Annotated in this window: 18 protein-coding genes; 4 read left to right on the forward strand and 14 right to left on the reverse strand. The window is 60.3% G+C overall.

Translation table 11 applies throughout. The features are described 5' to 3' along the window. Nucleotides 1–281 precede the first annotated feature (281 nt). The 4 genes from G502_RS0103080 to G502_RS0103095 form a co-directional block, all read right to left on the reverse strand. Nucleotides 282–2,069: an SLC13 family permease gene (locus G502_RS0103080; protein ID WP_022727191.1), complete on the reverse strand. Its 1,788-nt coding sequence runs from the start codon at nt 2,067–2,069 to the stop codon at nt 282–284. Between the two features lie 158 nt (nt 2,070–2,227). After that, entirely contained in the window at nt 2,228–3,607 is a 1,380-nt protein-coding gene (gene gor, locus G502_RS0103085; RefSeq protein WP_022727192.1) for a glutathione-disulfide reductase, read from the reverse strand. Nucleotides 3,608–3,719: 112 nt separating this feature from the next. Beyond that, entirely contained in the window at nt 3,720–5,207 is a 1,488-nt protein-coding gene (gene gabD / locus G502_RS0103090; RefSeq protein WP_022727193.1) for an NADP-dependent succinate-semialdehyde dehydrogenase, read from the reverse strand. 133 nt (nt 5,208–5,340) lie between these two features. After that, entirely contained in the window at nt 5,341–6,273 is a 933-nt protein-coding gene (locus G502_RS0103095) for a bifunctional 5,10-methylenetetrahydrofolate dehydrogenase/5,10-methenyltetrahydrofolate cyclohydrolase (RefSeq protein WP_051152025.1), read from the reverse strand. A 230-nt stretch (nt 6,274–6,503) separates the two neighbouring features. Here G502_RS0103095 and G502_RS0103100 point away from each other — a divergent pair, with 230 nt between their 5' ends. Next, entirely contained in the window at nt 6,504–6,974 is a 471-nt protein-coding gene (locus G502_RS0103100) for a copper chaperone PCu(A)C (protein WP_022727195.1), read from the forward strand. A gap of 11 nt (nt 6,975–6,985) precedes the next feature. Here the strand turns inward: G502_RS0103100 and G502_RS0103105 are convergent, their stop codons facing one another. Continuing rightward, entirely contained in the window at nt 6,986–7,447 is a 462-nt protein-coding gene (locus G502_RS0103105) for a MarR family winged helix-turn-helix transcriptional regulator (protein ID WP_026989009.1), read from the reverse strand. A gap of 507 nt (nt 7,448–7,954) precedes the next feature. Between G502_RS0103105 and G502_RS0103110 the strand changes: the two genes are divergently transcribed. Then, complete coding sequence (locus G502_RS0103110; RefSeq protein WP_022727197.1) at nt 7,955–9,205, forward strand: tyrosine-type recombinase/integrase; 1,251 nt, start codon at nt 7,955–7,957, stop codon at nt 9,203–9,205. Here G502_RS0103110 and G502_RS0103115 read toward each other — a convergent pair whose 3' ends face one another. The 8 genes from G502_RS0103115 to G502_RS22210 all read right to left on the reverse strand — a co-directional run bounded on the left by G502_RS0103115 (nt 9,206) and on the right by G502_RS22210 (nt 13,223). Beyond that, nucleotides 9,206–9,433, reverse strand: a complete 228-nt coding sequence (locus G502_RS0103115) for a helix-turn-helix domain-containing protein (RefSeq protein WP_022727198.1) — start codon at nt 9,431–9,433, stop codon at nt 9,206–9,208. Nucleotides 9,434–9,562: 129 nt separating this feature from the next. Then, nucleotides 9,563–9,820, reverse strand: a complete 258-nt coding sequence (locus G502_RS22355; protein WP_162140939.1) for a hypothetical protein — start codon at nt 9,818–9,820, stop codon at nt 9,563–9,565. After that, a complete protein-coding gene (locus tag G502_RS18410) occupies nt 9,756–9,980 on the reverse strand; it encodes a hypothetical protein (RefSeq protein ID WP_022727200.1) in 225 nt (74 codons plus the stop codon). The genes G502_RS22355 and G502_RS18410 overlap by 65 nt, the downstream gene beginning before the upstream one ends. Nucleotides 9,981–10,184: 204 nt before the next feature. Then, nucleotides 10,185–10,391: a hypothetical protein gene (locus G502_RS0103135; RefSeq protein ID WP_022727202.1), complete on the reverse strand. Its 207-nt coding sequence runs from the start codon at nt 10,389–10,391 to the stop codon at nt 10,185–10,187. 4 nt (nt 10,392–10,395) lie between these two features. Next, entirely contained in the window at nt 10,396–11,148 is a 753-nt protein-coding gene (locus tag G502_RS18415) for a hypothetical protein (protein ID WP_022727203.1), read from the reverse strand. A gap of 814 nt (nt 11,149–11,962) precedes the next feature. Beyond that, nucleotides 11,963–12,406 (reverse strand): hypothetical protein, encoded by a 444-nt coding sequence (locus G502_RS0103150; RefSeq protein ID WP_022727204.1) that lies wholly within the window; start codon nt 12,404–12,406, stop codon nt 11,963–11,965. Then, complete coding sequence (locus tag G502_RS0103155) at nt 12,403–13,074, reverse strand: hypothetical protein (RefSeq protein WP_022727205.1); 672 nt, start codon at nt 13,072–13,074, stop codon at nt 12,403–12,405. Before G502_RS0103155 ends, G502_RS0103150 begins: the two co-directional genes overlap by 4 nt. Then, complete coding sequence (locus G502_RS22210; protein WP_155957777.1) at nt 13,074–13,223, reverse strand: hypothetical protein; 150 nt, start codon at nt 13,221–13,223, stop codon at nt 13,074–13,076. The genes G502_RS0103155 and G502_RS22210 overlap by 1 nt, the downstream gene beginning before the upstream one ends. Before the next feature lie 188 nt (nt 13,224–13,411). Between G502_RS22210 and G502_RS21865 the strand changes: the two genes are divergently transcribed. Beyond that, nucleotides 13,412–13,636: a ribbon-helix-helix domain-containing protein gene (locus G502_RS21865; RefSeq protein WP_081649659.1), complete on the forward strand. Its 225-nt coding sequence runs from the start codon at nt 13,412–13,414 to the stop codon at nt 13,634–13,636. Beyond that, entirely contained in the window at nt 13,633–14,121 is a 489-nt protein-coding gene (locus G502_RS0103165; protein WP_022727207.1) for a voltage-gated chloride channel family protein, read from the forward strand. The genes G502_RS21865 and G502_RS0103165 overlap by 4 nt, the downstream gene beginning before the upstream one ends. Before the next feature lie 259 nt (nt 14,122–14,380). On the opposite strand, the gene G502_RS0103175 is transcribed toward G502_RS0103165, so the two are convergent. Beyond that, nucleotides 14,381–26,332 carry an LPD5 domain-containing protein gene (locus G502_RS0103175; RefSeq protein ID WP_022727209.1) on the reverse strand — a complete coding sequence of 3,984 codons (11,952 nt, stop codon included), beginning with the start codon at nt 26,330–26,332 and terminating at the stop codon, nt 14,381–14,383. Between the last annotated feature and the right edge of the window lie 3 nt (nt 26,333–26,335).

Genomic DNA, 26,335 nt, shown 5'->3' on the forward strand with positions numbered 1-26,335 from the left:
CATAAAGAATGCCTTAACGAGTCTTAGTCGTCACGCCGCGACGAATCCAGAAGGAAATGGGATTTTTCCGAAATATCCGGGCTATTTTCGAGTCACTCAAAACAGTCTGGGCAGGGACAGCATCAAACCTGTCCTGGCGGCCCCATCGTTCGGAAAAACAACCCGGGCCGGGAGGATATCGCCAACACCCAGACTGTTCCACCTGACGACAGGATAGCCATCTCAGCGCAGATAGGCAGAGACTACAGCCATGCAATCGCGTGCCCACCAAGCCTCAGACATCAGAAGGGCCAGAACAGCGGGATCAGGAAGCTGGCGAGGATCCAGTTCATGGTATTGAGCGGCAACCCCACCTTCAGGAAGTCGGTGTAGCGATAGCCACCGGCATGATAGACAAAGGTGTTCGTTTGGTATCCGATCGGCGTCGCGAAACTGGCGCTGGCCGCGAACATGACCGCCACCACGAAAGGCCGTGCATCAACGCCCAGGCTGTCGGCAACACCAATGGCAATCGGAGTCATGATCACGGCCACGGCATTGTTGCTGACCATTTCGGTCAGCAGCGAGCCCAACAGGAAGACGACCGATAGCATGACATATGGGCCGTAATCCCCCGCCAGATAGACAGCTCCCTGGACGATGGCTTCGACAGCGCCTGTCTTTTCCAGTGCCATCCCCAAGCCAAGCATCCCGAATATCAGGATCAGGATACGCCACTCGATGGCTTCATAGATCTCATCGGGGCGCACACAGCCCAGCAGGACCACTGCCGCCACGGCAATAATGGCCAACCCGGCAATCGGCATGATGTTAAATGCGGCCAGGCCCATAACGGCCAGGACGGACAATAGCGCCAAGGGCGCCTTCTGGCGGCGCACGGGACGCTCGGTCATCTGGTTGAGATTGATCAGCATCCTGTCCTCGACCAGGCGCTTGATACCGTCCGGCGGGCCTTCCAGCAGCAAGGTGTCCCCGAAATTCAGGGTCAACTGGTCAAAGGCGCTGGTCAGGTTCTCGTTCTGTCGGTGAACCGCCACGACGTAGACGCCATAGCGGCGGCGAAGGTTCAGGTCAGCAACCTGCCGGCCGACAAGGCGCGATTCGGGGCCCACGATACCCTCGATCACCATCAGCTGTTGCGTGCTGATCGGCTCAAGTTCAAGACTTCCGCCCCCGGCAAACTCCATCTGGCCGGTTTCACGCAGACCGATCACTTCCCGGGCATGTGTCTGGATCACCACCCGATCCCCAGGCTCAAGCGTCACCGTGTCCAGAACATTCCTGAGGGAGCGCTCACCTCGAATGATGTCGACCACATCGGCATTCGGGTTCTTCTTCAGCCCAGCTTCTGAAAGGGTCTTTCCAATCAGTTTGGAGCTATGCGTGATCAAGCCCTCGGTCAGGAAGCGTCGATCCGAGGGATTGGTGAAAAGGCCGCTGAGTGTCTGACGGTTCGGCAAAAACCAACGCCCGACGAGAAAGAGATAGAGTCCTCCGCAAACAGCCAGGATCAGACCCATCCCTGTGATCTCGAACATCCCGAAGGGCTCCATCCCGTTGCTGCGCGCCACGCCGTCCACGAGCAGGTTGGTCGAGGTTCCGATCAAGGTGCAGGTGCCACCGAGTATGGCCGCATAGGACAGAGGGATCAGCAGTTTCGACGGCAGGAATTTCAGATGATGGGCCAGCCCGATCGCCACCGGTGTCAGCACCACGACCACCGGTGTGTTGTTGATGAAGCCCGAAAGCACCACCACGCCCATAAGCAGTGCCACAATGGCAAGTGCGCGCGACCGATTGGCCAGTTGCGTCACACTTCGCCCCACGGAAGCGATAACCCCGGTACGGTCCAAGGCGGCACTCAACACGAACATGCAGGCCACAGTTATGGGGCCACTATTGCTGAAGACCGAGAGCAGTTCTTCCGTCGAGAGAATGCCAAGCAGCAGGAGCGCAGCGACTGCCGCGATGGCCACAATATCAGGAGGAACCCAGGCGCGCACGAAGGCAACAAAAACACCCAGGGTCAGCAGCAGGACCAACAGCGCGTCATAGCCAAGCGCATCCATTACAAAGCCCTCCCCCTGCTGACCAATACCCTGTTCCGACCCTGACTGTCGCTCAGACCATAACCCTAGAGGTCACACGGCAGCCTGCTTGAAATCTACACTTATCCCCGTGAATCGGGAAGCGCTTGCAAAATCACGCAAATTCTTAGTAACAGCCGCTATTCGGCAGCTTCGCTCGCACCAGGCTCCGGCTGCTTCTCGCGCATGGTGACGAACTCCTCAGCCGTGGTCGGATGAATGCCGATTGTGGCATCGAAGACATCCTTCGTCGCACCGGCCTTGATGGCAATGGCAACACCCTGGATGATTTCGGGGGCATCCATTCCTGCCATGTGCGCGCCCAACACACGCTCGCTGTCGCGCTCCACGATCAGTTTCATGAGAGCACGCTCTTCGTTTCCTGACAGCGTATGACGCATCGGCCTGAAATCGGCACGATAGATATCGACTTTACCGAACTGTTCCCGTGCCTCTTCCTCGGTCAGGCCGACAGTCGAGATTGGTGGCTGACTGAAAACGGCAGTGGGTATATCCGCGTAGTCGACACGGCTGGGGGAATCCTGGAACAGAGTCCTGGCCACCGCCATGCCTTCAGCCAAAGCAACAGGGGTCAGCTGCAAGCGGTCCGTCACATCGCCTATGGCCAGGACTGAGGGAACATTGGACCGAAAATACTCATCCACCTGGACCGCTCCGCGATCATCCAGGGCAACACCTGCATTCTCCAAGCCCAGACCCTGTGTGTTGGGGATGCGACCAACGGCATAGAGGATCTGATCGAACTCTTCCCGGGTACCATCGGAGAACTCCGCCGTCAGTCCGCCCTTTCCTTTGGCTACGGAGGTAATGGTTTGGTTGAAGCGCAGCGCAACGCCCTTCCTGTCCATTTCCCGAGCCAGGAAATGCCTCAGGTCTTCATCAAAGCCCCGCAGGAAAACAGGGCCACGATGCACGAGCGTTGTCTTGCTGCCCAGGCCATTGAAAACGCCGGAAAACTCGACACCAATATAGCCCCCGCCCACGATCAATATGCGATCGGGCTGCTTGTCCAGATAGAAGACATCGTCAGAGACAATGGTCAACTCGCGCCCAGGTATTTCCGCCTCTGCCGGTTTACCGCCTGTCGCCACCAGTATGTGAGCTGCCGTCACCGGCTTGCCGCCCACGTCAATGGTATGATCATCGAGAAGCGTGGCCCGCGCTTCGAATATCTCGACGCCAGCATTGTTCAGGAGCTTCTCATAGATGCCGTTCAGGCGGGAAATTTCCCGATCCTTGTTGGTGATCAAGGTTTCCCAGTCAAAGTCGGGCTTTCCGAGTGTCCAGCCATAACCGGCAGCGTCCTTGAAATCTTCGCCAAAGTGGCTGGCATAGACCATCAACTTCTTCGGCACACAACCGATATTGACGCAGGTTCCGCCAAAATGCCGTTCCTCTGCAATGGCGACACGTGCCCCATGGCTCGCCGACATCCGGGCGGCCCTCACACCACCGGAACCAGCTCCGATCACGAAGAGGTCATAGTCATAGCTGGTCATTGGTCCCCCTGGTTCTCACGAATACCCATAGTTATCTGGGTTGGCCTGCAGAATCTGCACACAAATCGGGCGAATCCATAGACTGGATTCGCCCAATGTATTTCAGCAGAATTCAGATTCCACCAACACAGAGATACTTCATTTCCAGGAAGTCCTCGATTCCGTACTTGGACCCTTCACGACCCAGTCCCGATTCCTTAACACCGCCGAAGGGTGCCACTTCCGTGGATATGATTCCGGTATTGATGCCGACAATACCCGTTTCCAGGCCTTCCCCGACTCGCCAGATACGACCGACATCGCGGGCATAGAAATAGCTTGCCAGACCGAAGGGGGTATCATTGGCCTGCTCGATAACCTCTTCCTCGGTCTTGAACCTGAACAGCGGTGCCACCGGACCGAAAGTCTCCTCTTCGGCAACTTTCATCTGCCGGGTCACACCCGTCATCAGGGTCGGCTCGAAGAAAGTCCCGCCAAGCTCATGACGCTTGCCGCCAACCTTGACCTCTGCACCCTTGGAAACAGCGTCGGAAACGTGCTCCTCAACCTTCTCCAGGGCCGGCTGGTCGATCAGCGGCCCCTGGGCAACACCATCTTCCAGGCCATAGCCCACCTTCAGGGACTTGATCTTTTCACCGAACTTGGCGGCAAAGGCATCGTAGACACCGTCCTGAACATAGATCCGGTTCGCACAGACACAGGTCTGTCCGGTGTTGCGGAACTTGCTCATCATCGCCCCTTCGACAGCTGCATCCAGGTCAGCGTCATCAAAAACGATGAAGGAGGCATTGCCCCCCAATTCGAGGGACAGCTTCTTGATGCTGTCGGCAGACTGCCGCATCAGCAGCTTGCCCACTTCAGTGGACCCCGTGAAAGACAGTTTGCGGACAGTCTTGTTCGATGTCATCTCGCCACCGATATCGGAGGCCTTGCCGGTCACTACATTGAAAATACCGGCTGGAATTCCGGCGCGCTCAGCCAATTCGGCCAGGGCGAGCGCGGAATAAGGCGTCTGCTCGGCCGGCTTGAGCACGATGGGACAGCCTGCCGCCAATGCCGGCGCAGCCTTGCGCGTGATCATTGCGTTGGGGAAGTTCCAGGGCGTAATGGCCCCAACAACACCAATCGGCTGCTTGATGACCATGATCCGCTTGTCGGACTGGTGTGCCGGGATGACATCACCGTAAATCCGACGCGCCTCTTCCGAGAACCACTCGATAAAGGAAGCGCCATAGGCGATTTCACCACGTGCCTCAGCAAGCGGCTTGCCCTGCTCGACTGTCATCAGGGTAGCCAGGTCTTCCTGATTCTCCATGACGAGATCGAACCATTTGCGCAGAATTCCTGCGCGCTCCTTGGCCGTCTTGGCACGCCAAGCCGGCCAGGCCTTGTTGGCCGCTTCGATGGCACGCCGGGTCTCATTGGCTCCCATATACGGGATTGTACCCAGGACGTCCGACGTCGCGGGGTTGGTCACCTCGCTCGTCTTGCCACTGTCTGCGCCAACCCATTCTCCGTTGATATAGGCTTCCTGGCGAAAAAGCTTGGCATCTTTCAACTGCGGCGCAGAGGTCTTCTCTGCTGCACTTACTGCGGACATGGTCAGTCTCCCTTATGGTCTTAACGAATATTGACTAATGAATTTCCTAGCACAGATGGGGACCATCCTGCGTTCGGAAAAGCCCTGCTGCGATTCAGGCAAGCAAGCTGCCGCGCAAAAAGGCCATTGGTGATCACACGACTTCGCGCCCGAATTGCGATTCATAATGCTGCCGCTGCAGCTTCAAAGCCGTCAGTGTGTTCCGCATCAAAATGGAAACCGTAACTGGCCCGACGCCTCCCGGCACGGGTGTGATCCATCCGGCAACCTCATGACAGCTTTCATAATCGGCATCGCCCACAACACGCGAAGCTCCATCGGATTCATGAACCTGATTGATCCCGATATCGATGACGGCCGCTCCAGGCTTGATCATGGATCCCGTAATCAGCTGTGGCTTGCCGACCGCAACGAAAACCGCATCGGCCTGTCGGGAATGGACTGACAGGTTTCGAGTCATGTGATGACAGACAGTTACAGTGGCTCCCTCACTCATCAGCAGAAAAGCTATGGGCTTTCCGACAATCTCAGAGTGGCCAATGACAACGACTTCCAATCCCTCCAGGTTCAAGCCCGTGGCCTTGAGCAGTTCGACGGATGCAACCGATGTGCAGGGCCCCAAAGCCAGTTCGTTATAGACGATATTCCCTATGGAGGCTGGATGCATACCCTCCACGTCCTTCAAGGGATGGATGGCCGATTGCAATTGCTTGATGGAAAGATGTTGGGGAACAGGACGCTGCAAGATGATGCCGCTTACACGCGGATCGGCATTCAGGGATCGAATCGCAGCCAGCATTTCCTCCTGGGTCACCTTGTCGGAATAGAATCGCTCCTCGAATGCAATCCCCGTCTGCTCGGCCACTCGGCGCTGATTCCTGATATAGAGTTTCGCAGCATCGGTATCGCCCACCGCAATGGAAACCAGCCGGGGCGACCAACCATCCCCTTCCAGCTTGCGCGCCTCATCCGCCACGGCGTCCCGGATATCGCGGCCAAGCTTCCGTCCATCGAGAATCTTGTGCTGCCCCGCGTTCAACCGATCTTCTTGGAGTGCAACTGTCATGCTGTCCTCATTCCACAATCTCACTTGCCCTGATAGCCCAGGAAAACGCTTTCGTCACGGCCAAGCCGATTTCTTGACCAAGATTGGATGGCTACATGGAAGAACGAGCGACCTGTTATCACAAGACTTTTCAGTCGTATCCGGCTGCTTCGCGTCAAGACGCCACGGTGGCTTTACCAATCGGGTTCGTCAGGCGATGGTAAAGCATCGATCAACAGGATTAAGCCAGAATGCTCAAAGCTTTCATCACAGCCAATCTGACCGTTTTTCTGTTTCTGACCTCTTTGACTGCAAGCGCAGAAAGCCTCACTGCAAGTGATCTGGAAGTGCTTAATCCTTGGGCCAGAGCCTCAGCCGGAAGAACGGAAACGGCAGCTGCCTTCCTGACAATCCGCAACAGCTCCGATCAAGCTGATCGTCTGGTCGCGGCACAAACGGATATTGCGCAAACCTCTGAACTTCACACGCATCTTCATGAAGAAGGTGTCATGCGTATGCGACAGGTCGACTCCATCGACCTGCCCGCGGAGGAAACCGTCGAACTGGCCCCCGGCGGCGACCATGTCATGCTGTTTCAGCTCGAAACACCACTGCAACAAGGCCAAAGCTTTCCCTTGAACCTTACCTTTGAAAAGGCGGGGACCATTCAAGTTGAAGTGAAGGTGATGCCGATAGGCGCTGCGGGCCCGAAAGAGAACTGAACCAGGTCGCGTCAGGGTTCAACGAGAGAACGCTTATTGACGGAAGTCCGCACCACCTGAAGCAGTCTTTCCAGATCCTTGCTTTGCTTGGCCGAGATACCATCCAGCAACTCTTCCAGCCAGCTATTGTATGAGTCGGAAATCCTGTTGAAGCTATCTCGGCCTTTACGCGTCAGCTTGATGAAGTGCGTACGCCTGTCGTTCGGGACTGAAAGGCGGCTGACCAATCCGTCGGCGACCAGGCGGTCCGTAATGCCAGTGATGTTTCCATTTGACACCATCAGGCACCGGCTCAATTCGCCCATGGGCAAGCCATCTTCATACCGACTCAGCACAGCCATCGCTTCGTACCGTGGCAAGGTCATCGCATAGTGTTGCCGCAAGCGGAGCCGAAGTTCCGCTGCGATCAGGCTGTAGCAGGTGGACAAGCTGTCCCAGAGGGCATTTTCCGTGCCTACTGGATCGTGCAACACACCGGTCTGTGTGCTCCTGTGCACAGCCTTTTCGTCGCAAGGCTCGCAATCCATACACCCCTCCCCTGTTTGGATGTTCTTTTTATTATTTCTTTTATGATAATCGTATTATGTCTTGAATTGACATATTTTTTATCGATCAAGGTGATATTTTCTCGCCCATTTAAACGTGAAAGTTGTTTAGGAACGAGATCAGTGTATCTTTGCTCGCCACTTAGCTTTGTTCAGTTGCAGAGAACGAACGAAACGCCTAAGTGAGAATCTTTTTCCAAGCTATTGAAAATACTAGAATGGTGAGCCCGACAGGGTTCGAACCTGTGACCTACTGATTAAAAGTCAAAAAAGCTGCTGATTTCAGGACGTTACTAAACGTTACGCCACGTTGAAAAGCGTTGCGAAACCTGGCCTTTCCGGCCAATTCTGCCCTCTCGAAACGTTGCGTTTCGTTCATCACTGTTTGCCTCTGTTGCGACCGATGTGCGACCGCGCTGCGACCGGAGGGGCCACATGCCACGACTGACAAAGACCCTCATCGAGGGCACCAAACCAGGCGACCGCTTGATCGAGCTGCGCGACGAGACCCTGCGCGGCTTCCACGTCCGCGTCTGGCCCGGCGGCGCCAAGACCTACCACCTGTACTATAGGAACAATGCCAACAAGGAACGGCGCGTGAAGATCGCGCGCTGTGACGAGATGGTGCCGGATCGCGCCCGCGAGATCGCCAGGGACATGCTGGAAAAGGTGCGCCGGGGCGAAGATCCTGCAGCCGCGCGTCAGACCACGCGCAGCGCACCGGCGGGCGAGACCTTCCCCCAGGCCGTCGAGGACTATATCACGCGCGAGCAGAAGGGCCGCAAGGGCAATGCGACCGCCGACGAGGTGAGGCGCACCCTGCTGGCCGAAGGCAAGCCCTGGAAGAAACGCACCCTGCAGGAGATCACGGCGGCCGATATCAGGAAGCGACTGGAACAGATACGCGACGGCGACCCCGAGAAGAAGCTGAAGCCCCGCCCCTATCTCGCCAACCGGACCTTTTCTTACCTGCAGACCTTCTTCTCATGGTGTGCGGAGCCCGGCATCGAGAAGGTGCCCGCCTCTCCCATGCTGGGCCTGCGCCGGCCCTGGGACGGCGAGGAATCGCGCGACCGGGTGTTCACCGACGACGAGATCCGCGCGCTGTGGCGCACCGCCAACGAAATGGCGGCCGATCCCAGGATGCCCACAGGCCGAGCAGCGGGCGCCTTCCTCAAGCTGCTGCTGTTGACCGGGAAACGTCGCGGCAAGGTGTCTGCCATGCGCCGCGACGAGGTGGACGAAACCTGGCTCTGGACGCCGCCCCGGGACGCACGCCGCAAGAAGGGCAACAAGCGTGCCCATGCCATCCCCCTGCCCGGCCTGGCGCAGCGCATCCTCGCCGGCCTGCCGGCGCGTGAGGACAACCCCTATTACTTCCCAGGGCGCCACAAGGCCAGCCACCTGGACGCCGGCTCGCCCCTGATCGACGAGATACGGGCGCGTTCCGGCATCCAGGACTTCATCTTTCACGCCTGCCGGCACACCGTCGAAACCCGCATGGCGGGCCTCAAGGTGTCATCCGACGTGCGCGATTTGCTGCTGGACCATGCCCCCAAGCGCGGATCGGGCAAGGACTATGACCACCACCTCTATTACGAGGAAATGGCCGAAGCCCTGGAGGCCTGGGCGGATGCTGTGGCGCGGATTGTGACGGAAACGGAAGGAGTCGGCGTGCTGCGCTGATTATTCGCGGCTGGGGCTGCGACCCGTGAGAAGAAAATCGGTGCTGCGGTCTGTCAGCTTGGCTGCGAAGACTACAAGATCGAGGCCGGGGTCTCGTGTGCCGTCTTCCACCTGCCTGTATATCTCGGGATCGACCCCAAGATCCTCGGCAAAATCCCCATCCTCATAATACCCCGTGGCGATCCGTGACGCACGAAGCCGCCGCGCAAACATCAACCTCTCGAACATATTCCACCCCCATGGATCGTTGTTGGTCTCCCGAGAAATGCCAGTGTATATTTGTAATATACAACCAGCATACGAATAAGATGGACAGTAGCACCCTGTTTAATCGAGATTAAAGTTTAATTATTACAGTTAGTTGCGACTATTACTTGCACGGATACGAGAACGCAGTTCGCCAAAATCCTCGATGAAAACGCGCAAAACGGAACAGCCAGCATAGGGTCCGCTCACCGGACAGGGCGGCGGCAGGGCCTCCAGCTCATCCGCGGCCTTTTGCTGCATGTCGCCGGGATAGGTCTTGAGTTCCGGCTTGGCGATGCCGGTGCTAGTAGCCTTCGTCCCGCAAGCTGCTGTAAGCCCCGCCATCGCGGCGATAGCGAGCAGCCGCATCCCTTTGACTGTTCCTGCTGGCATTTTCTCTCTCCTGCTGCCGGGCCTTTTCCTCCTGGATGCCGTCTTTCCGCCCGGCCCGGCGCACGCCGAAATAGGCGCCCAGGGCGCCCAGGGCGGCGATGATGTAGGGCAGAAATTGTGCGATAAGGGCGCTCATGGGTGTCCGCTCCAGTTCGTGATCGCCAGAAACGCAACGAGGATACTAACGATGAAGGGCGCGAACGCGGCCAGCCACCACTGCCACCCGGCCCACAGTACAAGGCAGACCAGAAGAGCAAGGGCCGTTGCGGCGCAGCCTACACTCAGGGACCAGAGCGCGATTGTGTATTTCCGGCGCTGAGACGGCGTGTGCATAGCAGCCTCAAAGAACTCGGTTGGCAATATAGCTGCCAACGAACGGAACAGCGGCCGCCATGACAGGGGCGCCGATCCATAGCCACACCGGAATGCCGACAAGCCAGGCATCAACGGCCCAGCATATCGCAAGCGCGATGAGGGCCAGAACCACAGCCGCAATGGCGTAGAGGATCATGAAGGCTTGTGCGATCCCGTCGGTCGGAGAAGGCATATCGTCACCTGTTCCTGAGATACAGCCACAGCGCCACGGAACCTGCCGCAACGCCCAGGAGCGCCAGCGGCGCGTACTGCGCCAGGGTGTTGAGCAGAGGGAAGGCCGGCGCAACGGCGTCCACGGACTTGCCGATGGCCTCGATGCCACCGGCGGCCGTGCCACTGGCGGCGGCCGTCTTGATCGCCTTGTCCGCGTCCTTGCGGTCCAGGCTGCGCTGGGGCACGTCGATGCCGGCGAGCATGAGCCCCTTGTCGATGATGCGGTCCCGATACCAGTCAGCGCCCTTCGGCGGCGGGCCGTTCTCGTGGGCGATGATCGACTTCACCAGGGGGCGCATGACGGCGTAGTGCTTCACGTCGGGGATCTTCTCGCCCTCGTCCAGCCCCATGCGCTCACGGACGTGCGAGGCATAGGCGTCCACGTTGTTCTCGCTTGCCGGCGCCCAGCGCTCGATGATCTCGCGCACCGTGTCGATATCGCTGCCATCGTTGGCCTTGCGGCGGTCCTGGTAGGTGATGAGGATGCGGGCGATTGCGCGGATGCCGTACTCGGGCGCCATGAAGACGCAGAACTCACTGTCCTCCGGCGCTATGTCCATCAGGTCGTATTTTTCCTCCAGGTGGCGCTTGACCGCCGGAACAAGGCCATAGGATCGCCTGAAATCGGCGGGGGCCTCCAGAAGCCCCTCCCAGGGGTCGCCTATCCTGATGTTTCCGGGATTGTTGCAGCGGATGCCGCGCGGAATGTATTTCATCTGGTCCCCCGAAAGCTGGTTGCAGGAGGGCTGGTTATTTACGGCGAATACCAGCCCCTGCTTTTGTGGGTGACTCTCCGGTGACAGTTTGCGCACCGAACCTCACATTTTGAAATTTCTTCAAATATTCGCCTTATGGAGTATCCTGAACTTACAGCCTTCCCAATATTGAAAGATTTATCGCAGTCAGGCCTGTGATCGAACTCAAGAATAATTGGGTCATTTTCCCCACAATCCACACACGGATTATCGAGCAAGTAATCCCATATTTCCTTCCTGGCGCGAGCGTAGTGCTCTTTCTTCTTCCGGGCGGCAGTTTCGATATATTTTTTCTTGTTTTCTCGATAGTGCTTTTTTGCGTAAGCGCGTCTCTTTTCAGCACAAGAATACGGCACATCAAACTCCCATATGAACCTCCCGAGCTACCGTTTGCTCCACCCTGCGCCTGTAGCTGACCAAAAGAGTAACTTCCAGTTACGCAATGGGCAAGAAGATTTACAGAATTTTGCGTAACTATCTCATTATCAACAACATGTGTACACTTGTTGATGTGTTGATATGTTACGCTACCCCATAGAAAGGGCCTTAGGCAGAAACAGAAAGTGCGGCCAGAATCGCTCCCGGCCGCACTCTTCTTCGGCGTTACTGTCTAGCCTGACGTGCCGTGCCCAAGCATGCCAAATCAAGCCGTGCCATGCCTGCCTAGACAAGTCTCGCCGTGCCCCGCCTAGCCCGGCCGTACCTAGCCTGCCATGTGCCCGCCCTGAGGACGGCCCGAGGTTGGATCCGGAACTCTCGGCGTAACCGCTGCGGGTCAGTCGTTCTCGGCCGCCCGCTCCTTCATCATATCACGGACACGGCGGAACTTGGCCGAGGCCTGCTCCATATACCGCTCCGCTTCCGCCAGGTATGCGTCAAGCAAATCCGGATCGCTCCGAATGGTGTTCAGCGTGGCCCAGCGCCCCTCCCCGTTGGGCCGCACGTACTCGACGGCACGGATGGAGACGCTGCGATTGCCCGAGACAACGACCTCCTGCACGGCCCCGATGATGCGTCTGCACCGCTCCAGCCGCCCCCGTTGAGCCCAGGCCTGATCCCCCTCGCTCCAGAGGTCGTGATGAAGGGGGTGCGCAGTATCCTTGCTCGCCTCCAGAAGGGCATCCGGGGAGGGTTCGGGAAGCGCCTCAAGGGCCTCCTTCACCTCATCCGCGGAAACACCCTTGGGCGCGTGGAAGCCTTCGGCCCATTGGAAATTCATAGCCCCGCCTCCTTCCTCCATTCCTCGAATTCCGCCCGGGACACCACCTCGAAGGTTCCGGCATCCCCGTCCCGTTCCGGCCTGTAGTCCCCAACGCCGACCCCATGGCCGGCCGCCTGAAACATCGTCGCCGCCTGGCTGATCGAGATGACCCTGGGGTTCAGAACAAGCTGCAGAACGACGCCCCAGGCCGGGTATTCCGGGCGGTAACGCATTTCCGCCGAGCGAGAGGGGCCGGCCAAGCGAACGACGTCCTCTCGAATGGTCGGCTCCGGGGCGAAAAGCGGCACCAATGCCGTTCGCACCAAAGAGCCGTCCAGGGTTCCCGGCGCATTCATGGGCAGGCCGATCACACGGAAGGCCTGGCGGGCCGCAATCTTGGTCACATCGCCCAATGAGGTGCAGGCCGTCACCGCGGCGGATTTGAACCCAACCGCCGGGAAGCCGTCCCGCCCATCGGGCAGCCTGTAACGGCAGGCCTCGACCTCCGCATAAGGGTCACGCGCCTCTCGCCCGCCGCGCGACAGCTTCATCTGTTTGTCCAGCATCTGGCGCCGTGCCTTTTCCGGGAAGGCATGAACGATGAGCGGGGCCGTGCCCACCAGATACAGATGATGCTGCTCCATCGTCACATCCGGCAGCTCGATCCGTGCTGTCTTCTGGGGCATTACGCATCTCCCCGGGCCAACGCACTGTCGATCAGGTCCCATGTGTCCGAGACACCATCGCGCAGCGGGCCCATGATGCGGTCGGAGCCGTAACCCTCAGCCCTCAGGCGCTGCTCCATTGCATCGACGGCATCAATCAGGCGAATCATGTCCGCGCCGACGCGGCTGGTTCTTCCGGCCGTCTCCAGTGCACCCCTGCACCGTGACTGCTCAAAAGGATCTGTGGTAGTTTCGATATCAGCTCTTGGCATGAGGCCGCTCCTTTTGCCTTGGGTTAGGGCTGGGCTCGGCGCACCACCGCCTTGCCCGGCCTGCAATTTTATGACATTATAAAGCCATGATGTCAATTAATAACACTGAAAAATCAAAAAGGGGGCGGCCCAGGGCAGATACATCCCCGGTAACGGTTCGCCTGGAGCGCGAGGCGATAGAGGCGATTGACGCCCATCGTCGGGAACAGAGTGACATCCCGACGCGCCCAGAGGTCGTTCGCCGGGCGCTTTACGAATGGCTGGACGCCAACGGCTACCTGGGCAGTGCGCCAAAGGGGGAATCGGGATGAATCCTGCCGAGCCGGAAAATTTACCGCCACCACGGAGCGAAGGGGCATTCCGCAGAGAAGGGCGTGCCGACAGAGAGGGCAATACGGGCAGCCGCAGGACGGCAATTGTTCTTGCTGCGGTTCTGGTCGCGGGCAGTCTCGGCCTTGGCACCCTGAGTGCCTTTCCCTATGACGGGGGCGGGCCGTACGGAAACGCCAGAATGATTGGGGCCGCGCTTGGCGGGGCGTTCGTTCCTGCACTTGTGCCATTGACCTGGTGGGGGTTCCGTCGCTTCAGGGCGGACAGGAGTGCTGGCCCACTGATCCTCTGGGCCGTTCTTCTGCTGGTCATAGCTGGGCTGGTTGCGAGCGGCAAGGAGTATGAATCCCAAAACCTGTCCAGGCACGAAGAGCGCCCGCCACTGGACACAACGGGCTTGGCTCTGGTGGAGGATGATGTAGGCAGCGGCGAGGGACAGGGGCCGGATGCGAGGAATCCCAGGTAGGTGGAGCCAAGGGCGATTATGTGCCAGACATCGTGATCGATATAATATTCTTTACAATCGCCCTCTATATATTGGGAGGGTTCGCCGCTACACAGTTCCCGCCGGCGTGGCAGGGCTGGCTCGGCGTGAGCATAATTTCCCTCGTTCTCATCCCGCTCTTTGTTTTCTCCCTCCCCTTTCTGATGAACCCGGTGACTTTGGTCATCATTGTTTTGGTTGGTGGAGTTCTTGCCTCCGCCCTCAGTGGGTCCAAGTAGCGTTACTCCGCTGCCGTCCTTTCTGCGCGCCTCCTCTCCAGTTCTTTGCCAACCCGCTTCTGAATGGCGTTGCGCAACGAACGCAGACGATCCAGCTTCATGCGCTTGGCCTCCGCCGACAGCTCCTCGTCGGACTGCACGATCTTCATTTGCCGGCTGATATCGGACAGGTCCCGCTGCACGCGGTTCAGGGCCTTCCGCATTTCCAGCTGGTGACGGGATTTGTTCATGACCGAGCGTGCCTCTTCCAGTTCCCCGTAGCGCTTCAGGTGCTGGATGTCCGAGTATGCCTGATCCGCCTCCTTCAGGGCCTCGTAGAATTCCGTGGCATAGGCGGTGTAGTAATCCTCCTGGGTCAAATCCTTATAGAAGCGGCGAATGGGCTGATATTCGTGCCAGTGACGATACGGTTTCTCCTCGCCGTGTGCACGACGCCAGATGGTGTCCGCCAGAGCGGCGCCCGAGGCCCCCACGGACCCCAGGTAGCCGCGGATCAGGTGGTCTATCTGTACCGGCGACAATACCCAGCCATCCATCCCTGTCCGGCCAAGCGTTTCCTCCATGCCTTCGGAGACGTATTCACTGATAAACGAAGAGTCCGGCCGCGAGCGGAGGCTGGGGCTTAGCCTCTGCATGCCGATATTCTCGATGGGGCGATCCGTGAAGGTGTCCCGGTTCATCAGGACCTCAAGGCTGGGCTTAACGGCCTGCGGCATATCCATGGAAAAGGTATCGGTCAGCATCGCGCCAATGCGCTCCAGGAATTTACCGCCGCCCACGGTCGGATCGACATACTGCTCAAGGGCGCGTCCGGCCATGGTGGCAATCGCCCCCACCTCGAAGGGCTTTGGTATGAAGAACATGTTGTCGCCGAACCGGAAGACCCAATAGGTGTCTTTCTGCCAGTCCTCGAGCTTCCGATACTCCTCATCATCCCAATTGTTGAGATAGTTCAGCATCTCCATGATCGCGAGGGCGCCGATCACGGCTCCGAAGCGCGCAAACTTCTTCTTGTCCGAGGCTGTCCCGCGCCCCGCGACGGTCTTTGCACCGGGCTTGACGCCGCTGCGGTAGAGCTTGTCCAGGCCCTGGATGCGGGCATTGAGGAACGGAATGGTATCGATCATGATACGTAGTGCGATGGCATCGCCATGGGCAGAGAAGTCCATGAGGTCGCGCGACTCGAACGCGGCACGCAGCTTGCCTTGCGCCTGATTGCGCTCAAAGATCCCGGCCCGGTTCACGTTCTCGGCAACATTGGTCACATCGTTCCAGGCGCGCCAGGACTTGACCAGAACGCCGGGGATCAACTGCGGGTCGCTCAGGACCTTGGCCCGGCGCATGTTGCCGCGAAGGCTTGTGCGGATCGAATCCGGGTCCTGGCCATAGACGTAACCGAAGTCGAACGAGGCACCGCTGGCCAGCATGCGCGCCCGTGTGCCGGCGTGACCGTAACTGGCCCCGCCCCTCAAGGCGTTGAGGAAGGGCACGGGGCTTGTCGGTGAGGTTGCCATGGCACTGAGGCTGTCGCGCAGCGTGTTCGCCACCATGAACTGCGGCGTGATCGTCGTCATGTTGGTGAAGATGCGCTTGAAGCCGCGCAGGATCTTCATGGCGGGGTTGTTCAGCCCCGCATGGTTCAATGCCGATAGCGCCTTGAACGTCAGTCCATCCTCGATGTCGTACCACTGCCGCTCGCCGTTCTTGAGGACAAAGGTACTCATCTTCCTGTCGCGCTGCTCCTCGGTGGTCGGCGTGGCGATGCCAAGCGCTTCCGCGTTCTCCACAGCCTGCAGTGCAGCCTGGTTCTTCAGTGAAGCCTGTAGCAGGTGGTGGAAGTTCAGCAGCGTGTTTTCCAGCAGGTCGTTCAGGTTTTGCGTCCCACCCTTCAGCTCCTTGTAGGCCTGCTGACGCGCCAGGGAATCGGATCGACCGGGCCCGCCGACATTGTCATCCTCCAGAATGCGGTAGAATGGGACATAGAACTCCTCCGCCCATGTCTCGCGCTGCTCCGAGGTGATGATGCCGGCCTGTTCCGCGATCTCCAGGACATCGGCCCTGTATTGCTTGAATTCCTGCCAGGCCCAATTGTACATGACTGGGCGGTTGCGGCCGTCGCTCAGCTGCCCCTGTGAAAGACCGATACCGGCATCGATCTCATCCGGCGTGAACAGGTTTTCCCGGCCCTGCTCACTCAACATGCGCGCCCGGTTCGCTGCGACCCAGCCCATAAAGCGGTCCACTTCGGCGGGTGAGCCAAGCTGATTGAGGACCTCACGCAGGCCCGTCGTGCCCTCGCGGATATCCAGGACCTTCTGCTCTTTGTCCAGGTAGAGGCGGCCGTGGTTCAGCATGGCCGACACGGCACCGCCGGCCGAATTGCTCATCCGGGCCAGCACCCAGGAGCTGGAGGCGATGGAGCCCTCCAGGGTGTCCTCGCCATGGATTGCCTGGTCGTTGCGCAGAAGGGCCGCATAGCGGTCCACACCGGCCTGTCGCACGCGCAGGGCCAGGTTCTCGCGCATCTGTCGGAAGCGGTCGCCAAGGCTCTGTGTGACCGTCTCAGGGCCGATCTTGTCGAGGAAGCTCTTCTGGGTGTCGCTCAGGTCATCGAACTTGTCGGACGGCTTGCCGATGCTGTAGCGGATATCCGGGTTGTTCGGGTCGAAGGTGCCTTGGTTCCCGGTGGCGGACTTGATCTGATCCGGGCGGAAGACAGCGATGTTCACAGGGCCATCGGGGCCGTCCAAAACATAAGCGCCGTCAAAGCCAGCGGCCTGTATCGCGTCTATTACATGCGGCTTCTCAATTCCGGTATAGAGGCCACCATCGACTTCTTCGACCACCCCCTCATTTTCTGACATGCCAAGCTCTTTGCCCAGAGCTGCCACATCTTCTTCAGAGTTCGCATCGAATGGACGCTCAACACGAAGATAGACAGGCATGACCGTCGCGCCATCTCCATCCGAGAACGTGGCGGCAAACTCGGCACTTGGGGAAAAGAAGCCGACGACCGATTGAGTCCTGCCCTCATCGAACCGATCAAATATACTGCCGTCCGTGGTTGTCCCATGATAGACAACAAGCGGCTCGCCATTCGCATCGACAACCTTGCTGTCGCCGAACCAACGGCGGAACTCGGGCGTCTGAGTCTGGCCCGCCTCCCCGGGCAACACGTCACTGATGCTGTAGCTCTGATACTCGCCCTCGGCCCGCGGCGCCTTCTTGCGTGCATGGCTGCGCAGGGCCTGGGCGGCCAGGGCGCGCAACTGACTCGGTGTCACCTGCCCGGCCTGAATGCTGAAGCGGCGCTGCAGCCAGGCCTTTATGTGCCCGATAATGTCATCCACGACCTTACGCAGGCTCTGGGGCGCATTCTCGTAATTCTCAATGGCGTAGGCCCCGAATTCTTCGATCTTCTGGGCATCGCTCATCATTACGCCAATGCTCTCGGCATTTTCGACGCGCTGTTGGGATTCTCGCCAGATCCGGTTCGATCTGCCGTTTGTGTTTCGCGCATGCTCGGCGACGCGCTTCAGGTCCCTCTGCAGCTTTTTCCATTGCCGGGTGCCCAGCAGGGGTTCGACGTGGGAGTGAAACGCCTCGTGCAGAAGGGCCGGGGTTGCCGTTTCCGGGGTGAGCGCACTAGAAACCAGGTGAATCGTGCCATCCGGTGTGGTCGCCGCATGCACGCCATCGGGCGTACTGGCACCCAGGGATTGTCTCGAGTGATGCAGCACGACATGACCGCCTTCGATGAGTGTATCGGTCATGCCGCCCAGAGGCCCGCGGCGAAGGTGCTCTATGACGCCTTCACGTGTAAGCGTTCCCGTCTCAGGGTTGATGGTAGGCAGGGACGCGCTTATATTCAGAACCTGCTCGGCGTCGCCTTCCAATGCCGGGGTAGGTACCTGGTCATCGACCAAACCTTCCGTGGTGGTGCGCCCAACCGCCCACCGGGCGCCGGGCTGATTATCCTTCCGAAGGTCGTAATAGAAATCACCGTTCTGTGTCTCGCGCACAAGCGCGACGACATCCAGCGGGCGTCCATCCAGGATGACCTGTGCGGACAGGACATGGATCGCCTTTACATCTGGACGCCCTCTGCGATCCGCCATGCTTTCAAGGAAGCTGCCCTTTTCAAGTATATCGCGCAAGGCGGGGACCAGGCGAAGAAGATCCTCGCCCTTGCCAGAGACAGTGCGCTTTGAGCCCGCGTTGCCGAACTGTATGGTGCGGCCGGTTTCTGCATTCACAACACTGCCGCCCTGCAAATTGTTTCGAAACCAGTTCAGGGCATTGTCGCGCAGTTGCCGGAACGTCAGGTTCTGACCAAGCTCGTCTCCATTGAGATGTGCAGCAAAAAGGGGGCGACCCTCGAGGAGCTGAAGCTGCTCCGGGCTTACCGGGCCTCCCTCTCCTTCCGCGCGATCACTTCCTCGGCGTGTTCTATCGCCATCTGCGCCCCTGGATCGTCCGCCGGCTCCTGGCGCATCTTCTCCAAGAACTTTCGCCATGTCGAAATTGGCTCGTACGGCGATGGCTCGTCCACCATCAGATAGCTGGAGCCCTGGGATCTGTCGTTGCGCGGCATCGCGCACCCTCCTTTTGCCTTCGTCCAGCGCCTCTCTATAGGCTGGATTATCTGCCTCCGAAAATGAAGTGAAATATTCAATCACCCCCAATTCCGCGAGGATGCGATTGTTCAGTTCCGGGTGATGCTCGTTGGCTTCTTCGACTGTCAGCCGGCCATCCCGGATCGCCCCGATGAAAGTATCATAGACCCCATAATAGGCGGCATTGTGGAGCCTGCGCAGGACGGTGCGGTTTTCCTCGCCGCCCTTCGCCATCGCGCGCTTTGCTTCGGGCGTCAGGCGCGCGGCTGTCATGACGCCCCCGTTCCCATGCGCGAAGATAAGGCGCAGGCCGCCCCCGCCCAGGAGCGCGACATCGCCCCCGCTAAGAGCCGTTTTTTGTGGGTGGTTGTGGTGCCCGACCAGGGCAAAGCTGGGGTCCAGGGTCTGACGATTCATGCCGGGCTCAAACCGAACGGCCGTGTGCTGTTTCGTTGTCCCTACAGAGGCCGTGCGGCCCTGGCTGGTGTCGATAATGACCATGTGTTCGCTGTCATCGAGGCGGCCCCTGTCCAGGACAAACCGCCGCGCTGCCCTGTTGCCGGCCACGCTGGCCGGGGATCTCTCGCCCAGGGCGTCCCGCCAGGCGCGGTCCTCGCTGATGAAAGGCGCGGCGTCATTCGAGGAATTTGAGGTGCCCTCAACCGAATACATGGCCGCGCCCTGGTCCGTCTCCTGGACCTCGACGGTGTTGAAAAAGCCGTCAAAGGCCGCACGGATCTCCGGCAGTTCCGAGGCCCGTGCATAGGGATAGCCGTCCTCGATCGCGAAGATCTCTTCACTGACGATATTGGCCAGGTAATCGTTGGCCTGCTCGGCATCCTGCAGCTTGGCGATGATGTAGCTCTCGAACGCCCGGGCCGACATCTCGATATCGGTGGACCAATAGGCCTTGGTGCGCCGCTTGTCGAGGTTGCGGCTGCGCTGCGCCATGCCGGTGGTGCGGATCGTGCTTATTACGTCCTGGAAAGCCTGAACCATTTCCGGACGCACGCCCTCGTTGATGCTCTTGGGCCGGTTCGTCATGAACTGCGTCGGCTCGCCGCGCTGCCGCGAGAAGTAGTTGTCCAACGCGTGCCACCATTCGTGCGCCAGAGAGCCTGCACCCTTGTTCTTGGTCAGGTTGATGACGACGGTATCGGGCTCGTAATGCGCCGCCCCTCCGGAGCGCCCGCCTTTGCCGCGTGCCCCGAAAGCAAGTCCCAGTTCACCATTCAGCGACAGTGCACGGGCCGGCAGGTTCAGTACGCCGGCCAGGTCCAGCAGGGCGTCATAGGCCTCGTTCAGCGACTGCTGACGCTCCGCGCCCCGGACGTAGTTTCCGAACTGTACGCCCTTGAAGCCAAAGGTTTCGGAAAAGAGATCCGGCGTTGCGTCCTCGCCCTGCCGGTGATCCTCACCCACGCGCGGCGCATCGTTTTCCTTGCGGTGGTCCGGGATGTGCCGGAAGGCTTCCAGGTCCTGCTCCAGCTGCTCCCGGTTGTTTGCCAGGAACTGCCGGGCCTCCTTCACGGTGCTGAAGTGGCGCAGGTCGATCTGATCGCGACCGATCTTCTTGCCGATCCAGTAGCCCTCCTGGCCACGATAGGAATAGATCTCGAAACGCACCTGCTTGCTGGCCTTGGGTTGCGTCTCGATCTCGTTGTAGCGCTCCACGAAGTCCGCAATGGCATCTTCGCGGGTCTCGCCCTTGGCCAACTGCCTGGGCCAGTTGCTGAATGCCGTTGCCTTGGGGTCGCGCTGCACGGTCCACAAGGTCTGCGGCGGATCCAGTTCCTGGCCGTCCATGACACTGTAGGTGCCAAGCGCCATCTTTACGCCGCGCAGGGATTTCTCGTGGCCCGCCGCGGCATAGAGGTCGGCGCGATCGCCAAGTTCCTTGCGCATCCTGCGGAACTGGCGCTCCTCCAGTTTCGACAGCACTTGCTCCTTGGTGATGGCGCCACTCAGCAGATGCCTTGTCAGGCCATCGCGCAGCATCTCCACCTGACGCGCCCATTCGCGCACTCTGTAATCCTTGCGCGGCTTGGCCGGCACCTCGTCGCGGGCCGCGTGCACAAAGCCGACAACCCAGGGGTCAACGCCATCATCGACGAGTTGTTGATAGTTCGGCTCCGGCCAGGCCCTGGACAGCGGCAGGCTCTCGGTGTCGCTCTCCGCAGCTTCCGCGATCTGGTCACGGTACTGCTGGGCATAATGCTTGCGCGCGCCTTCCAGAACCTCGCCGAAGTCATCGATGCGGGACTGCCCTGCATTGGCCGGTTGGGCACCTTCCTGCGAAAAGGGCGTTTCAGTTGCGGCCTCCTGCTGCTGTCCCCTGTAGGAAACCACCTGCGGCGCGCCAAAAACATTCCGGATGTTCTTTATCGAGTTGTTATTTTCATCCATGTCGTATGGCGTGTCAGGGAAAACCACGGCCACGCCGTCATGCCCCCGGGACTGCACGAGGCGCTGCAGTGCATCGACCTGTGTTTGTGTCTCCTCTTGCGACAGCCCGAAGGGATTGGGGAACTCCCAGCCCGCCTCACGAGTCAGGGCGCGCCATTCCTGGTCATTGGTGATGACGAGCGGATTTTCGAGATTGACCGGCTCCTCGCGCACCTGCGCGCTTTGATCCTCCGCAAAGCTGCGCGCACCTTCCTGCGTCAAAGCGCCATAGGCACCATCGCCCAGGATGGGCACCTGCGCACCCCGATACATCTGCTCCGGAGAAATCCCGTCCACGCGGTAGAGCGTGCCCCGGATCGGCTGACCGGTTGCGAGAGTGTCGGAGTCAATGGGCCGGGACTCTGTCCCCCGCCTCTCTTGTCGAGCGCTGACAAAACTCCGGCCATCATTGGTCAGGGTGCGCGCGCCACTGATCGCATCGACATCAAAGCCCGCCTCGATCGCCGCATCGTACAGCCGGGAGGCAACGCCCTGCCGGCGATTTTCCGGGCGCACAAAGACAATAATCCCCTCTGCGCTCTCGGCATTCACGCGGCCCTCAGGCGTTGTTGGAAAGCTCAGGACGCCTATGGGATTGCCCTGCTCATCGCGCTGGACCACACGGACATTTCTGCCCTCGCCAACGCCCTGTTGCTCAATGCTGATGCCGGGCTGGCCCTGCTCGATCCCGGAAAGGGGCCCCTGGTCCAGATCCGAGGGAGCGCTTTCAACAGCCGTCTGCGGTTGATCGAAGATATCCTGCTGCGCCGTGGGTCGGCTATCGGGGTCGAACAGCTCCAGGCCGTCAACGCCGCGCTGCTCGCCCTGGCCGCGCTGCCGCCCCTCCATGCCACGCTCGGTCTGCTGGCGCTGGCTCTCCTGTTCTGCACCCGGCAGGACGTTCTGTTCGCCCTGCTCGGTCTGCTCTACCGTTGGGGCTTGCTGTTGTGTGGACTGCTCACCGGCAATCTCGCGACGCAATTCCGCTACCGAGAAACTGTGTATTTCGCCGCGCTGGTCCTCGATCTGAAGCTGATTGCTGGCGCGCGGCACCTTTGGCGAAACGGGCTGGCCTATGGACCAGTTGAAGCGGCGCCCATCTGCGGTCTGCGATACCCCCGCCGTTTCTTGTCCACCACGGATCAACCGCAAGGCCTCCTGCCGCGCCTCGCTCTCTGTAAGGGGCGCAGCACGACCCTGCTGACTGGCTGGCTGCTGTTCGCCCTGGTCGGTCTGCTCCGTCGTTACTTGGGTTTGCTGTCCTCCCGGCGCTCCAGGGCCTTCAGCAGGCGGGCTGCCTTCTTGGCCTTCGCCCGCGTCTTGCTGCTGGCGCGTTGGTCCTTCGCTCCGCGCTCCAGGAGCTTGATCGTCTTGGGCCGGTTCAAGCGGCTCGCCGAACGGGATTTCTTCATAAGACTGGTCTCCTGTTTCGCGCTCCAGATCCTCGGCCGCCTGGATGGCGAGTCGTTCAACATACAGATCCGTAGCGCCCTCTGCATCCAGCCCGTCGGCGCTCATGATCGACAGGATGGCGCTGATATCGCTTTCCGAAAGGGGCTGACCGATCTCCCGGCCAAAGGCCCGCACCTCGTCGCGCACCGCGCGCTCTTCGTCGGCCTGCTCCTGCTCGCGGCGCTGGCTCTCGATCTGCTCGGTGTCTTCGGGGCGATAGACGCGCTGGCGGGACGTGCGTTCCAGCAACTCGAGTACCTGGTCCTCGCTGGGGCGTTCCGTTGTGTCGGGTGGACCGAAATATCCGGCCTGCCACAGGGCCTCGCCCGCATCGTCGATGGACAGGCCGGTGTTGCGGATCAGGGGGCCGGCGGGCGTAATGGTCTGCAGGTTGCGGCCCCGGCGCAGGTCATGCCCGGCATCGTCGCGCACGCCGCCACGGCTGGCGAGAAAGCGCGCCGCGTCCACGGGGCCGCGCGCGCGTGGTGTGCGGCGCAGATTGCCGCCACGGGTCTGCTGCAGGCCGGAATTGGGCGTGCCGGCCAGGACACCGAGAACACGCCGGGCCTGGTCGGGGGCGATCCCCAATTCCTTGCCGATGGCCTCGGGATTGATCGGCTTGTTGGTGCGCTGGACGTAACGGCGCAGCCGCTCCACATAGTCGCTGGGGCTGAAGTCGCCTAGCGCCTCTTCCGGCTTGGAGGCCTGCTCTCCGTCTTCGATCCGCGCGCCTGACTGCCTATCTCGGGGAGCCTTTCTCTCCCCAACATCCAGGCCCGCTGCCTCGTATATCTGCTCACGCGCGGATTCCGCGTTGCGAGCATTCCTTTCCAGGCTCTCCTTTGCTCGCTGGTAGTTCGGGTCATCCGGCGAAAGGCGTGGCTCCGTGCCTTGAGCGTCGCTATATTCTCTGTCGGCGCGCTCAAGGATTAGATCCACGATGTCATGCCTACCCTCATCGCGGGCCGTCTGTATGGCAGAAACAGCCGCAACGGGAGTTATATTGCCTTCTCCATCGAAGGTGCCGCTAGTCACGCTGCCGGGCAATGCAGCTAATTCTAGCGCATTAACCAAGCCGCCCGTCTCGCCTGCATCCTTCCTTTCCATCTCCTCATCTTGCAGGCGACGATATTCAGCATTGAACTGCTCATCATCAGTCAGGTCGAGGTTATCGCTGCTCGCCCCCTCTGCCGGTGTGTCGAACGACTGCAACTGGCTTTCCGTGGGCTGCTGTGCGTCGGGCCGGCGCGCATAGAGGCGCCCGCTTTCCGCGTCGTACCGCACCTCGGCGCCCTGCGGCAGGCTGCTGCCCTGCTCGATCTCCTGCCACTTCCTGCCCAGCGTGACGGTTTCGCGCGGACTCTGCTGCTGCCCGGCCGTTTGCTCGCCCTCTGTCTCGGCCACGGGGCCATAGAGTGTATCCGCCGACACGGCGCCCTCCGGCAGGTCGGCATCGTCAGTGGCCTGCTCAGGCAGGACCTGAACGGGATCATCAGGGCCGAAACGGAAGGCCATGCCCTCATCCGTGCGCACATCAACATTGCCGGCCTCATCACGGCTCTCGACCGTGCCTGTTACTTCCCCTTGCGGAGTCTGGATGCGCACCCGCTCACTTTGTGGCGCGCTCCCCTCCGCCGCTGGCTGTGTTTCCTCTTGTTGCTCTTGGCGCACGCGTCCCTCAAGCGCCGGGAACGGGACAGCGATCATGCGCCCATCGTCGAGGCGGATTTTCGGGCCAGGGCCGCGCGGATCGTCACTGAAGGCGTCCTCGACTGTCCCGGTCGCCTCGCTGTTGTCGGGCAGTGTGACCGTGACGCGGCTCCCGATGGTCGGAAAGCCGGCTTCCTCCAGGATCTTGTTGGCGCTCTGGCTGCCCTGGGCATCGCGTACCGTTTCCTGGCCCTGCTGGATCAGGTCGGTCGGGATCGGGCTGGACTCGTCCTCGGGGGTGGGGGGTGGTGCTGTCTCGCGGGCCCGTTCGCGCTCTCCCGTCGGTTCTGGGGGCGCGCCACGACGGCGCCCGGCGAAATTCCGAAGGGCGAGGCGTGCAGCCTCGGAAACAGCGCCCACACCGGAACCGATACCGGCTGATGGCACAACACCTTCCCCAAGCTCCTGCTCGGGCTTGTAGGTGTCTCGAGCAATCATGTTCTGCAGCCATTCCTGGCCGCCTTCCTGGAAGCCTTCGATAAAGGCCTGGAAGCCGATACGGCCGGAAACGCGCAAGGCGTCCCCAAGCATGTTTGTCGGCACGTTGATGGCTTTCCCGCCGGGGATTGGGATGCGCCCCAACAGAACCTCGACGGGCACCGAGTCTGTCATGCCAGGGATAACGCCAAGCCGCGCAGCTTCAATGATCTGCTCTTCACTGGCGCCGTCCTCTATGGCGCGCTCCACGGCCTCACCGGAACCAGCAAAGGCAAATATGGCAGGGCCGGCAAGCTGACCGCCAGGCAATGCGCTAACACCAACACCTGCCGCAACAGACCCTAGCCCTTGGCCCAACTGGCGCCCAATGCTTTCCTCATAACCCGGCTCGGCTGGGAACAGGCCGCGCCCGAACTCAGTGATCTCCCGGCCCGTCTCGACGAGGGGGGTTTCCTCCAAGGGTTGGCTGGCAAGATCCTCGATCCTTGCACGCGCCTGCTGCTGCTGTTCAGGCGTCATGTGCTGATAGCCGATTGGATCCTCTTGCTCTGGAACAGGCTCACCGCTGTCAATGCGATCCATGACAGTCAACTGGTCACGCAAGAAGCCCTGGGACGTAGCCCCCATACCCGTGAGGGACGTGCCCCCCAATGAAACAGTCCCTCCCGGGATTGCCTTCCCGGCCTCCGCTACATTCTGGACAGTGCGCTCCAGCGCGTTGTGCGAAGGCGCCTGCCCCTCCCGTAGGCTCGCGCGCAAATCCTCATTCTGCTGTATGGTTTCGTTATAGCTCTCCGCGCTCGCGTTATATTGCTCCGAGCGCTTTCTGAAGTCCTCCGCCCTGCGATTGAATGCCTCCAGGTCTCTGTTGAAAGCACGCCTCTCCTGTTCGGTGGATATGGTCGCACGGCGCTCTTCCAGTGCCCTGGCCTGCTGTTCAAGTTCAGAGGCTTCGGCACCCAGGGCCTCGCTCTTTTTCTTGCTCGGTGGGACAGCCAGCCGCCGCCACCTATCAAGTTCGCGCAAGGCCTCATCGCGCTCTTCGCGGCTCATACCGTCCGAATCCATCGCCTCGGCGCCCTCATCGCCGATACGCGACCCGCCATAGTTCCGGCGCAGGTTGAAGCCGCCGATTTCCTCGGGCGGCGTATAACCGTCCTCGACAGGGGACAGACCCGTGGTGTCCAGGGGCGTCAGGCCCTTGGTGTCGAGGCCCCCGCTCCTGCTTTCCTGCTCGACTTCTTCCAGGTCGCTGGTGTCGAGGGGCCGCAGCCCTTCCGTATCAAGCGCCATGTC

The organism is Fodinicurvata sediminis DSM 21159, assembly GCF_000420625.1.
GTDB classification, from domain to species: domain Bacteria; phylum Pseudomonadota; class Alphaproteobacteria; order Kiloniellales; family DSM-21159; genus Fodinicurvata; species Fodinicurvata sediminis.

Bases quoted from the DNA above. Each gene is read 5' to 3' on its own strand.
- G502_RS0103080 (WP_022727191.1), bottom strand. From the start codon at position 2,069: ATGGATGCGCTTGGCTATGACGCGCTGTTGGTCCTGCTGCTGACCCTG.
- gor (WP_022727192.1), bottom strand. From the start codon at position 3,607: ATGACCAGCTATGACTATGACCTCTTCGTGATCGGAGCTGGTTCCGGT.
- gabD (WP_022727193.1), bottom strand. From the start codon at position 5,207: ATGTCCGCAGTAAGTGCAGCAGAGAAGACCTCTGCGCCGCAGTTGAAA.
- G502_RS0103095 (WP_051152025.1), bottom strand. From the start codon at position 6,273: ATGACAGTTGCACTCCAAGAAGATCGGTTGAACGCGGGGCAGCACAAG.
- G502_RS0103100 (WP_022727195.1), top strand. From the start codon at position 6,504: ATGCTCAAAGCTTTCATCACAGCCAATCTGACCGTTTTTCTGTTTCTG.
- G502_RS0103110 (WP_022727197.1), top strand. From the start codon at position 7,955: ATGCCACGACTGACAAAGACCCTCATCGAGGGCACCAAACCAGGCGAC.
- G502_RS0103115 (WP_022727198.1), bottom strand. From the start codon at position 9,433: ATGTTCGAGAGGTTGATGTTTGCGCGGCGGCTTCGTGCGTCACGGATC.
- G502_RS22355 (WP_162140939.1), bottom strand. From the start codon at position 9,820: ATGCGGCTGCTCGCTATCGCCGCGATGGCGGGGCTTACAGCAGCTTGC.
- G502_RS18410 (WP_022727200.1), bottom strand. From the start codon at position 9,980: ATGAGCGCCCTTATCGCACAATTTCTGCCCTACATCATCGCCGCCCTG.
- G502_RS0103135 (WP_022727202.1), bottom strand. From the start codon at position 10,391: ATGCCTTCTCCGACCGACGGGATCGCACAAGCCTTCATGATCCTCTAC.
- G502_RS18415 (WP_022727203.1), bottom strand. From the start codon at position 11,148: ATGAAATACATTCCGCGCGGCATCCGCTGCAACAATCCCGGAAACATC.
- G502_RS0103150 (WP_022727204.1), bottom strand. From the start codon at position 12,406: ATGAATTTCCAATGGGCCGAAGGCTTCCACGCGCCCAAGGGTGTTTCC.
- G502_RS0103155 (WP_022727205.1), bottom strand. From the start codon at position 13,074: ATGCCCCAGAAGACAGCACGGATCGAGCTGCCGGATGTGACGATGGAG.
- G502_RS22210 (WP_155957777.1), bottom strand. From the start codon at position 13,223: ATGATTCGCCTGATTGATGCCGTCGATGCAATGGAGCAGCGCCTGAGG.
- G502_RS21865 (WP_081649659.1), top strand. From the start codon at position 13,412: ATGATGTCAATTAATAACACTGAAAAATCAAAAAGGGGGCGGCCCAGG.
- G502_RS0103165 (WP_022727207.1), top strand. From the start codon at position 13,633: ATGAATCCTGCCGAGCCGGAAAATTTACCGCCACCACGGAGCGAAGGG.
- G502_RS0103175 (WP_022727209.1), bottom strand. From the start codon at position 26,332: ATGGCGCTTGATACGGAAGGGCTGCGGCCCCTCGACACCAGCGACCTG.